Genomic DNA, 11,089 nt, shown 5'->3' on the forward strand with positions numbered 1-11,089 from the left:
TAAGTAGGGTTTGCTGAATAAATCTAAAAACCTTATCCAACAAGGTTTTTAGACTTTTTTGACCTCAAAAAGTGCCGACCCTTGGAGTGATTGGGGGGAAAATTCAGGGACTTTTTCCATGAAAATTAGGTAATTGACCACCTGAAAATGGGTAAAACCCCACACCCCACACCCCACACCCCAACCCCCAACCCCCAACCCCCACCGAAAAACTTTTTCAGCAGACCCTAAGTAGGTGGGTGGAATTAAATATAAGATGAACGTAGGTTGGGTTGAAGTATGAAACCCAACGCCCGCATGGGTTACAAAGTGCGCTAACCCATCCTACAAATAATTGTGCCTCCCTACTTATCAGCTAGAATCAGTTAGGTAAATGTAATTTTCACCTCAATATTCTCGCAGAATTTTGTCTATTATCTCCTGACTATACTAACTGTCGCATTGCTTGCCACAATTGCTCGTATTCTTGCTCGGTTGCTGGCGATAAAGGGTTTAAAAAATCGCTGTTTTTGATTGCTTCTGGATTGACAAGTAAAGGATTATTTTTAATATCTGGGGGAATTTGGTCGGGATTTTGAGTGAGAATTAGGGGTGATAATCCGGAGGTAAATAAAGAAATTTTAGTGGCGGATTCTGGTTGCCAACAAAAATCAATCCATTGCTCGACAAGAGAATTAGGAGTAGTTAAAACTGGTTTTACCCACACATCTGACCAGAGAGAAGTCCCAGATTTGGGGACAACAACTTTAATTTTATTATAGCGATCGCTCACTGGTAAAATATCATTAGACCAACCCACAGATAGCCAGACATCACCGAGTATCAGGGGTTGTAAATAATGTTGAGAACTATAAAATCTTACCTGTTTTTGTAAAGCAAATAGCTGGTCTTTTAGTGCCGTCACTTGCTTTAAATCACTAGAATTATAAGAATAACCCAATTTTTTTAGGGTTAAACCGATGACTTCGCGACGATTATCGATTAGGGCAATTTTACCGGTTAATTCCGGTCGCCATAGATCGGACCAATCCTGTGGCCGCCAGTCAAATTGAGCGAATTTTTCCTCATTATAGGCAATTACTGTCATTCCCCAACGGTAGGGCGCACCCCAGACTTTACCCTCTGTTTGCGGTTGTCCTTGGGCATTGCGAGTCATGTTTTCTTGCCAACGGGGGGGCAGTTTTGACCAATTAGAAAGTTGAGAAGTATCTAGGGGTTGAATTAAGCCGTTGGTAATCGCTTTTCCTAGCCAAGCATCCCCTAGGGTGACTAAATTACCCATCGCTGGGTTTTGTTCCCTAAAAGGGACAGGAATCGAAAATTGTGAGGCTGGTTGCTCCTGATTTTTTAACCATTTTTCCAACAATTTTAATAGCTCTTTCAGCTGCCTTTCCGACTGAAAATTTACTTTTTTTTCGGCAATAGTTTTCCGAAAATCTGTTAGTAATCGCGGTGGAATCGAACCAGATAGGAGAAAAATGCTCGGATCGCCGCTTCCAGAAGCGCAGCCACTTAAACCTCCCGCTAAGGCGATTGTACCTAATCCTTGCAAAAAAGAACGTCTGTTTAACATATCGCCCGCCGATTTTCAACTTCAACAGTAATAATTGCCAGTTTCTAGCCTTAAATTATTATAGAACGATTTTTAACAGAATGTAAACTAGGGAGTTTTGCCGCTACCGATTTCAGCTATAGATCAGCTTTGTTGTTAACTTTTATAGTAGAAAACTCTTATTTTGTCCTAGTTAAAGCTAGGATAGAAAGAGTAAGCTAAGGAGCGAGGGTATAAGACTATGTTAGACAATAATGACCAAGATTTTCTTTATTCTTGTCGTTGTGGACAAGCCAATTTTCAGTCGGTAAAACATCAATCGGGTATTTTATTAATCGGGGGAGCGGAAGGAGGTAAATTAGGAGAAGATCAGGCGACAAAATGGTTATTGAATCGAGCTAAAGGCGGTAATTACTTAGTGTTGCGCTTTGGCAATCTTGGCGGTCAAGCTGATTGGATTTGCGATAATTACCGCTCCCTGATCGGCTCGGCGGCGGAACTATCAATTGATAGTCGTGAAGCGGCGAATCATCCTGATGTTATCGAATATATTCGTAATGCCGATATTCTTTTTTTTGCTGGTGGTGATCAAAATCAGTACGAGGATTTGTGGGAAAGCACAAAGGTGGAAACAGCGATCAATTATCTGATCAATGAGAAAAAAGTTCCCGTGGCGGGAACCAGCGCAGGAATGGCTATTCTGGGTGATTTTTACTATGCGCCCACTCACGAAGGGGTACTGAGTTCGGAAATCTTAAATAATCCCTTTCACTTCAACACTAAAGACTTCTATCGGAGTGATTTTATCCGGGTTCCTTTTCTCAAAAAAGTCGTGACAGATACCCATTTGGATCGACTCAATCAAGATCATCCCGAAACAAGATATGGTCGCCTTTTTGGTTTTTTAGCCCGCAATGTACACGATAATCACAATCAACTGCCCGCCTACGCTATCGGTTTAGAAGAAGGTGCTTTTCTGGCGATCGATGAGCATGGTATCGCCAAAGTCTACGGCAACGGCACCGATAAGGGACAAGATGCCTATTTTCTGCAAACTAACGGGACTCTACCCGAACAGATGGAGCCGGATCGGCCTTTAATCTGGAATAATAACGGTCAAGCGGTGAAAGTCTATCGCATCGCGGGAACTCCCTCCGGCAGCGGTAAATTTGACCTCAAGGATTGGTCTAGTGCTGCTGGCGGTCGCTGGGAATATTGGTACACTAAAGGAGGAATAGCCGGGTTTAAGCGGGTTCCGATAGCCTGAAGGTCATTTTTGTCAAAAAAGTGAGTTCTCTGGGTGTTAGGATTAATTTTGAGGCAATAAGGAGAATTTTTTCAGCTATGACCCCTGAATTAATCACTTTCGGTCGGTATCTCGCAGGTGAATTTGAAAATCAACGGCAAGCGCAAGCAGAACCGGTGTGGTACGTTCACCTGCGTTTATGGTTGCGTCCGCTGCCTTTATTTCGGGAAGACAGCATCGCTCTTTTTGCCGAACAGGCGAGTATAATCAATTTAGACCAACCTTACCGACCGCGACTGTGGCGATTAACGCGCTCGGAATCGGCAGGGTTAGAGGTTAGGCATTATATGTTTAATGACCTGAAATCCGTGCAAGGTGCGGGCAAAAATCCCGATATTTTGCGAAAAATTAGCTTAGAAGACCTAACTTTCCTGCCTACTTGCACTTTAGCGGTCAAAGTCCATACTCTCGCTGATAATCAATACCAGTTTATCGCCCAACCGCAACCGGAACAGCGCTGTCAATTCACCTATGAGGGTACAACCTATCAGGTGGCTTTAGGTTTCGAGGTGACGAGTCATAGCCTAAAAACCTACGATAAAGGCCTAGATCCCGGCACCGGTAAGGGAATTTGGGGCGCTCTGCTCGGTCCCTATCAATACGAGAAAAAACGGGATTTTTCGGCAGAATTGGATGTGTGAGGAAGATTGCATCACATTAGGTCAAAATGACGGCAGACGACACCGCAAAGAGCCGCTAAAGCGGTAATTCCTAAAGCTGTACCGATGTCTTGTCCTTGATTGACGGCAAAAGAAGTGACGATTCCCGCACCTAAACCGGCTGTGATTGCCGCTCCGAGAAAATCTTTATCCGAGTTTTTATACATAGAGATAAGGCCAAATTTCCACAAAATCGTGTTTTTTACCTTATCATCCTCTTTTGAGCAACTAATCACCTGGGGGCAGAATTGCAATTAAGCTTTAGATTTAGCCACGTTTCTTAACATTAAGTCGGGTAAGATAGATAGGGGGTAAAATCGATGAAATTAGCTAAAATATCTTTTTATGGCTTTTTAACGCTGATTATCTCCCTTTTGCTAATACTGAGTTTTGTTAATGCCAGCAAAGCACAATCGGATACGGCGGTAAGATCGGAGTTAATTAGTCTCCGCAATCGAGTCGAGCGCATTGAAAGTCAGATTCGAGGAATATCCACCCGCGGGGAAAATGCCGCTCCGATTCCCCAACGGCGATCGGGAACGGGTATAGTAAATGGGGAAGTGGTCGGGGAAAGTGACCCACTGTTCCAGCGTTTAGCCACTTTAGTAATTGAAATAAAGGAAGATTTAAAAAAGCTAGAGCAACGGGTGCAAGTCTTAGAAAAAGAAACCGTTAGCCAGAAATCGTAGTCAATTGATGCTATAACGATCGAAAGTTAAATTGATCTCAACTATGCAGTTAATTGATTATGTAATTATCCTGCTTTATCTGGCAGCAACCCTAATAATCGGGATTGTAGCCGAGAAAAAAGCTTCTCAAGGTCTAGAATCCTACTTTTTAGGTAATCGTAATTTGCCCTGGTGGATGTTGGGGGTGTCGGGAATGGCAGCTAACACCGATTTAGCGGGAACTATGGTCATTTCTGCCCTAATTTACGCCGTCGGCCCCAAAGGACTATTTATCGAAATTCGCGGCGGTGTTGTCCTAATTATGGCCTTTCTCATGGCTTTTATGGGCAAATGGAATCGTCGCGCCCAAGTTATGACCATGGCGGAATGGATGCAATTTCGCTTTGGAACTGGAAAACAGGGGAATTTTGCCCGAATTATTAGCGCCGTCGCCACTCTCTTATTCTCTATCGGTGCGATGAGTTATTTCTCCGTTGCGGGGGGGAAATTTTTAGGGCAGTTTTTGGGCATGGATGATCGTCTTGCTTCGGTGATATTAATTCTTCTAACCTTGATTTATACGGTGGCCAGTGGTTTTTATGGTGGGGTAATTACCGATTTATTTCAAGGATTTCTGATTTTTGTGGCGGTAATTTATGTATCGACAGTGGCTTTTTTTACTGTTAATCTTCCTGATACTTTTACCGTAGCAATTCCGGGGGCAGCGGAGCCAAAAACTTGGAATTTAAGCGACTGGGCTAGTATTTTTCCCTCCCTGACTTTGGATTTACCCGGAGATTATGCCATCTTTAATTTGTTTGGTGGGGTGATTTTCTTTTATTTAGTTAAAACTATCATCGAAGGTTGCAGCGGCAGCGGTGGTTATATGTTACAACGATACCTAGCGGCCAAAAGCGATCGAGATGCCGGTTTATTATCTTTATTCTGGATTATTCTGCTTTCTTTCCGTTGGCCTTTAGTCACAGCTTTTGCGGTTTTAGGTATTCACTACGGTTTAACCGAAGGCACGATTACAGATCCAGAAAGAATTCTCGCCACGGTGATTACTCAATACATTCCTGTGGGGATGAAAGGGTTATTAATTGCTTCTTTTTTGGCGGCAGCTATGTCCACTTTTAACGCAGTTATTAACGCTAGTGCTGCCTATTGGGTCAAAGATATCTATCAAGCTTTTTTGAAACCGAATGCGGGAGAACAGGAGTTAGTTTTTCAAGGTCGTTTGGCCTCGGTTTTTGTGGTCGTAATTGGCTTAGTTTTGAGTTTTAATATCCAAAATGTCAATGATATTTGGGGTTGGTTAACCACGGGATTAGGGGTGGGATTAGCAGTTCCTCTCCTACTGCGTTGGTATTGGTGGCGCTTTAATGGTTATGGTTTTGCCGTGGGAACTTTAGCGGGAATGATTGCGGCTATTGCCTCACAAGCGATAATTTTACCTTTCTTTCGTCACAGTCAATATCAGGAACTTATTCTCTTTCTTGTGCCGAGTTTGTTCGCTTTAGCTGGCTGTATTATCGCTACTTTGTTAACTCCTCCTACCGATAGTTTAGTTATGGAAAATTTCTATAATATTACCCGACCTTTTGGCTTTTGGGGAGAAGTCCGTCAAAGTGTTAAACCTAACCTACAGGCAAAAATTAAAGCGGAAAATCAACGGGATATCATCGCCGCTTTTCTCACTGTTCCTTGGCAATTAGTCCTGTTTATGATGGGGATTGTTTTAATTATCAAGCAGTGGCAAAGTTTGAAGATTTTGGCTTTGGTTTTTCTTTTGCTTTCCATCGGTCTCTATTTTACTTGGTATCGACATTTATCTAAGGAAATTACCGTCACTAAAGACCGAGATTTAGGTTAGGCAGTTATCAGTTATCAGTTATCAGTTTACTGTCTTCCCACTCCCCAATTGATAATTCCCCACACCCTGTCCCCACGAAAAACTTTTTCAGCAGACCCTAATTAGGAGTGATCCCTTGACTTTGGCGGCACCTTGGGTTATGATTCTTTTATAATGGGATGGTTGTGTCTATTATGAAGTGCTTAGATTCCCATTATGAATAAAGTCTTTTAAAAATATTATCCCAAAATCTCACGACAAAAGCAAGGAAAATTTCGCCGTCAATTGTTAAGTTTTGTTAAGAAAAATAGCAAGAGCGGCAAGGAATAGAAATCCCTTACCGTTGACTTTGGCCGTACTCACCACTTCTTAATGAAGTGCTATCTAGAAGGAACTTATGATGAAATACAAAATTGTGCTTTATCGTTCTGAAGAAGGAATTACTGTTGGCGTTCCTGCACTCCCTGGTTGTTGGTCTGAGGGAGACACTGAGGAAGATGCATTAATTAATATACAAGATGCAATTCGTGAGTATCTTGCAGCCTTAGAAGAACGCTGGCAAGATGGGGAAATTCCTGAAATTAAAATGCAGGTGTAACTATTTGACAGTCGTAGAATTTCGTAAACTATTATGATTGCGATAAAATTAGCTAAAATTTCTCTTGCTTTCGACTCATATCTAGATTTGATGATTAATTACATAAGCTTTAAAAACAGGATTTAAACATAATAGAGCGTTCTCATCTTTTGCCACTATTATTCGTCTGATTAGAGATTGAATTATTTTCAAAGAATCTGTATAAGCTAGAGAAGTTTGGTCGATCATTTCTTTAATGGAAATAGGTTGATTAAAATTTGCTAATTCTGTTAGCATTAGTTTCTCTGATTCTGTTAAACTTTGTAAAATACTTAATAAAGTCTGCTCTAAAGTTTCTTCGGCAATCGGGTATTTAAGTTCTAAAAAGTCAGCAACCTTACCCAAAAACATCTCTTGAATAAAACTGGCAACTAATTCTAACCAAAGAGGATGACCTTGATAACGTTTAATTAGGGTTTCCCAACTGTCTTCATTTAATAGATTATGATGGCGCAAAATTTCTATTGCATCTTCTCCTAAACCTTCTACGATTAATGTTTTAATGAATTTATTTTTCTGTCCATAAAAAGTCGTATCAATAGGTTTTTCTTGACTCAACAACAGTAAACAGCTTTAATGATTGACTTCAGCAATGCTTTTAAACAATAGTTGATAGTCTTGGTAATCTTTTTGATAATTACCTGCTAGTTTTTTAGAGTCAAATAGACTTTGTAAATCATCAAAAATAATCAAACAGCGATGGCTTTTTATTAACTCTAAGAATAAATTTAATTTCTTGTCAAGACTTTGAGAGAGCTTTAATTGAGGATTGATAGAGGGTAAAATTTCACTTAAAAGTTCATCTAATTTTGGACAAAAATACAAACTTATGCGAATAACATAATTAAAACTATTTTTGATTTTATCAACCAGTTTCAAAGAAAGGGTGGTTTTACCAATTCCTTTTAAACCTAACACAGTAACCAAACGGTATTTCTCCGCAACTATCCAAGTTTCTAGATTATTTAATTCGGCAATTCTCCCATAAAATTGAGTTATTTCAGGAATATGACCTAAATCTAAATAGGTACGATTATTGTCAGGTTGAGATTGGTGGTTATTGCCATTAGACGCAGATAGATTAGAAGTACAGAGATTGACATTATTAAGAGAAACAAAATCTCTACCTGATGAAATATGATTATAGAACTGAGATTTCTTTAAAACTGCTCTAATATTTGATTTAGTAATATCTTCCCCTAAAACTTCTGACAAAATTTTCCATAATTCTGAAGCACTATCTCGAATATGACCTTCACTAAGATGAGATTCTTTGGCAACTTCTGAGTATTTGTAACCTTCTAAGGTCCCTTGCAAGATAGTTTTTTGAAGATAGTCTAGATGTTGATCTGTTTTGGCAAAAACCAACTCATCTAAGAGATTTAACACCGTATTAGATAGATTAGCTTGAAACATGGACTATAGATTAGGTAAGTTTTTTACTTATTTTAGCTGATATTTCCGATATTTCAGATCAATTGTTTGGCTGTAAGTTCCGACTTTTCCGACTGACTAAACTCAAGACTACGATGTATCCTAAGTAATTAAGCAGTTTCAAGGCTTTATTTAGCCAATCTAAAGAAAATGTGTGATGGTACAGATTTTCGTATATCAGCAATAACATTTTTGTACTACTGTTGGCTGATTATTTAAGTTATAGCGGTTCTCGCATCTGCGAGGCACACTTTAACCTTTGTTGATTAAGCTTTTCAGGATTGAGAATGTACCTCTTGTGAACAGGAAACGCTATAGATGTACATTAAATCTATAGAGGAGTAGATTTTGCTGATTTTTCGACCTTATAAAATTTACTAAATAGAGGACAATGAAATGATAAAAATTGCCAAGTTGTCAATTATCCTAAGTCTAATGTTATCTTTAACGTCCTGTGATCAAGCTTTTTACGATAAGCAACAGCAGGAATCAAAGATTGCTCAAATGCGTGATGCGTTAGAGGTTGCTTTAGAGGCTAATTTAAAATATAGAGAAGCCGATGTCAATTGCGGATGGTTCAATAGCAATTTAACATCTAAAATTATTATGATCCCTTTAAACAAAGATGTTATTGATGCTACTGTAGCCTATAAAGTAGCCTTAGAAAATCTTGCGGAGGATGAAAAAAACAAACTTTTGCAAAAGAGTTATCAGCATTTTCTCAGAGGAAATAGTGCTACTTTTGTCATAATGATTATTAATAATGATACACTCGAACATGGAAAAAATTTAATTTACTTTAATGATTTTAGAGAAGATGTCATTTTACTTAGTGAAAGTCAAAGAGTTCATAAGCTCAAGAATTATGACACTAATTTATCAACTTTTTTGAGTCCAGGTTTAAACATGGGATATGTTTCTTTTGAAAACTTTAGAAATGATCAAGATAAAGATGGTTTTATGGATACTTACACAATTCGTCTTGATCGTCTTATTTTAACCTGTAGTAACCAACAAAAAAATTACCAAACAATAGCCCTCCGTTTTGATGAATCAGAAGTTCATTTTGTCGATTTAATTGCTCAAGGTATGAGCAAAGAAGATATTAGAAATAAATGGGTTGCTGAACCTTATCAAGATGTTGGCTTAAAAGCTAATGACGTAGCAAATTTATTAGTTTTTGTGATTAAAATCTTATAGATTTTAACTATTGTCGAAGATTACATCATTATAAATATCTGCTATCTCTACCTCAACCCGCAAATATTTTAAAGTTATTATAGGAGGATTTTTATAAGCTTTAAAAAACCCGTAATCGCCTTCTTTTTGAAACTGTTCAATATAACATTTTTCCTGAGAAATTAATAAATATTCCTGAAAAGTTGGAATGGTTCGATAAGCAGTAAATTTATCTTCTTGATCATAATTAGCAGTAGAAGAAGACAAAACCTCAGTAAAACAGGATTAATTAAAGTATCTGTGCGTCTTTCTTGATAAGTCAGCGGTTCAGACATTACCATAATATCAGGATAAGTGGCCATTCGCCGCTCAGGTATCCATAAACGCTGAACAGTGACAAAAACGGCATAACATTGATTTGTGAGCGCGGTATATAAAGCCACTAATAAATTAGCAATAATGCGATTATTGGTCGGTGTTCCTACTGTCATAGCAATAATTTTTCCATCAACATATTCATGACGAGTTTGTGATTGTATTTCTGGCTCAAAATATACTGTTTACTGTTTACTCGACCGAATCTAAAACCTAATTGGTTAAGCTAAAAGCTTTGATGTGCTTAGTTTCTAACCTTCTTTTTAGGCAGGAGAATTGTCAGACTCTTTCTTTTGCCTGTTGTCTGTTGCCTTTTGCCTTCAGAAGCTGATCACTGAAAAGTCTCCCCAAACCCTCACCGCTCAAGGAATTAGAAGTTTCACAGAATAATTAGGAGTGATCCCTTGACTTTGGCGGCGGCTTGGGTTATGATTTTCTTATAATCGGATATTTGTGTCTGTGAGCGACTGCTCAGATTTCCATTATAAATAAAGTCTTTTAAAAATATTATCCCAAAATATGCCGACAAAAGCAAGGAAAATTTCGCCGTCAATTGTTAAGTTTTGTTAAGAAAAATAGCAAGAGCGGCAAGGAATAGAAATCCCTTACCGTTGACTTTGGGGGGACTCACCACTTCTTATAGGGTAAAAACTTACCCGACATGGTAATTTTAACGCGATCGCCTTTAGGGTCTTCCTCCTTATCCACGTCGAGGGTAAAATCGATCGCACTCATAATACCATCGCCGAATTTTTCATGAATCACCGATTTTAGGGGCATTCCATACACCTGCATGATCTCATAGAAACGATAAATCAGGGGGTCAGTGGGGACAACCGGACCCAATCCCTTGAGAGGATACTCGGTTAAGGATGCGACGATTTCGGTTCCCAGTCCCAAAGCTGCCACAATTTTCGTTGCTTCTTCTAGGGAGGTGCTCGCTTGCCGGTAAAAAACAGCGGCAATCCACACCTCATCTCGTCCTAGAATCGCTTCTAGGTCAGCGAAACTCAGGCCTTTTTCCTTCTTCGCTTCCAATAGTTTTGCAGTAATTTCGGGTATCATCGCTTATTTTTGCAGAATTTGTCTGCTTCTAGTTTACCTCAAAATCAATTATATAAGGAAAAGTTATGACATTGATAAAAGAACATTTCTTAAAACCCCTTTACATAACTATAAAAAGCCGATAGTATTAACTCATGTCAAACAAAGAACCTTGACAACCAAATACATACAGAAATTATCCAACCATGACCACCACTCTACAACAGCGCGAGAGCGCTTCCCTGTGGGAGCAGTTCTGTCAGTGGATCACCAGCACCAACAACCGTTTATACATCGGTTGGTTCGGTGTCATCATGATCCCCACCCTGCTCACCGCCACCACCTGCTTCATCATCGCCTTTATCGCCGCTCCTCCCGTA

11 protein-coding genes and 2 pseudogenes are annotated in these 11,089 nt (G+C 39.3%); 7 read left to right on the top strand and 6 right to left on the bottom strand.

Annotated elements, in window-relative coordinates:
- Positions 1-424 precede the first annotated feature (424 nt).
- Positions 425-1,573 (bottom strand): substrate-binding domain-containing protein, encoded by a 1,149-nt coding sequence (locus IM319_RS00730; RefSeq protein ID WP_287734267.1) that lies wholly within the window; start codon positions 1,571-1,573, stop codon positions 425-427.
- Between the two features lie 220 nt (positions 1,574-1,793).
- Here IM319_RS00730 and IM319_RS00735 point away from each other — a divergent pair, with 220 nt between their 5' ends.
- Together IM319_RS00735 and IM319_RS00740 are read left to right on the top strand one after the other, a co-directional pair.
- Positions 1,794-2,819 carry a cyanophycinase gene (locus tag IM319_RS00735; RefSeq protein WP_287734268.1) on the top strand — a complete coding sequence of 342 codons (1,026 nt, stop codon included), beginning with the start codon at positions 1,794-1,796 and terminating at the stop codon, positions 2,817-2,819.
- A gap of 77 nt (positions 2,820-2,896) precedes the next feature.
- Positions 2,897-3,499, top strand: a complete 603-nt coding sequence (locus IM319_RS00740) for a chromophore lyase CpcT/CpeT (RefSeq protein WP_287734269.1) — start codon at positions 2,897-2,899, stop codon at positions 3,497-3,499.
- Between the two features lie 11 nt (positions 3,500-3,510).
- Here IM319_RS00740 and IM319_RS00745 read toward each other — a convergent pair whose 3' ends face one another.
- On the bottom strand, positions 3,511-3,684 hold the full coding sequence (locus tag IM319_RS00745; protein ID WP_172970560.1) for a hypothetical protein: 174 nt from the start codon (positions 3,682-3,684) through the stop codon (positions 3,511-3,513).
- Between the two features lie 153 nt (positions 3,685-3,837).
- On the opposite strand from IM319_RS00745, the gene IM319_RS00750 reads away from it, so the two are divergent.
- The 3 genes from IM319_RS00750 to IM319_RS00760 all read left to right on the top strand — a co-directional run bounded on the left by IM319_RS00750 (position 3,838) and on the right by IM319_RS00760 (position 6,638).
- On the top strand, positions 3,838-4,206 hold the full coding sequence (locus tag IM319_RS00750; protein WP_287734270.1) for a hypothetical protein: 369 nt from the start codon (positions 3,838-3,840) through the stop codon (positions 4,204-4,206).
- Between the two features lie 43 nt (positions 4,207-4,249).
- On the top strand, positions 4,250-6,061 hold the full coding sequence (locus IM319_RS00755) for a sodium:solute symporter family protein (RefSeq protein ID WP_287684399.1): 1,812 nt from the start codon (positions 4,250-4,252) through the stop codon (positions 6,059-6,061).
- Positions 6,062-6,440: 379 nt separating this feature from the next.
- Entirely contained in the window at positions 6,441-6,638 is a 198-nt protein-coding gene (locus IM319_RS00760) for a type II toxin-antitoxin system HicB family antitoxin (protein WP_287734275.1), read from the top strand.
- A gap of 81 nt (positions 6,639-6,719) precedes the next feature.
- Here the strand turns inward: IM319_RS00760 and IM319_RS00765 are convergent, their stop codons facing one another.
- Positions 6,720-7,235 carry a hypothetical protein gene (locus tag IM319_RS00765; protein ID WP_287734271.1) on the bottom strand — a complete coding sequence of 172 codons (516 nt, stop codon included), beginning with the start codon at positions 7,233-7,235 and terminating at the stop codon, positions 6,720-6,722.
- A gap of 15 nt (positions 7,236-7,250) precedes the next feature.
- On the bottom strand, positions 7,251-8,093 hold the full coding sequence (locus IM319_RS00770; protein ID WP_287734272.1) for an ATP-binding protein: 843 nt from the start codon (positions 8,091-8,093) through the stop codon (positions 7,251-7,253).
- A gap of 414 nt (positions 8,094-8,507) precedes the next feature.
- Between IM319_RS00770 and IM319_RS00775 the strand changes: the two genes are divergently transcribed.
- Positions 8,508-9,311 (top strand): hypothetical protein, encoded by an 804-nt coding sequence (locus IM319_RS00775; protein ID WP_287734273.1) that lies wholly within the window; start codon positions 8,508-8,510, stop codon positions 9,309-9,311.
- Between the two features lie 3 nt (positions 9,312-9,314).
- Here the strand turns inward: IM319_RS00775 and IM319_RS00780 are convergent.
- Positions 9,315-9,829, bottom strand: a pseudogene (locus IM319_RS00780) (Uma2 family endonuclease).
- Between the two features lie 463 nt (positions 9,830-10,292).
- Positions 10,293-10,730: a cyanase gene (gene cynS, locus IM319_RS00785; protein WP_287734274.1), complete on the bottom strand. Its 438-nt coding sequence runs from the start codon at positions 10,728-10,730 to the stop codon at positions 10,293-10,295.
- Positions 10,731-10,915: 185 nt separating this feature from the next.
- Between cynS and IM319_RS00790 the strand changes: the two are divergent.
- Positions 10,916-11,089 (top strand): annotated as a pseudogene (locus IM319_RS00790) (photosystem II q(b) protein); the annotation flags it as partial.

This window comes from Microcystis sp. M113S1, from assembly GCF_020246945.1.
In the GTDB taxonomy this organism is placed as follows: domain Bacteria; phylum Cyanobacteriota; class Cyanobacteriia; order Cyanobacteriales; family Microcystaceae; genus Microcystis.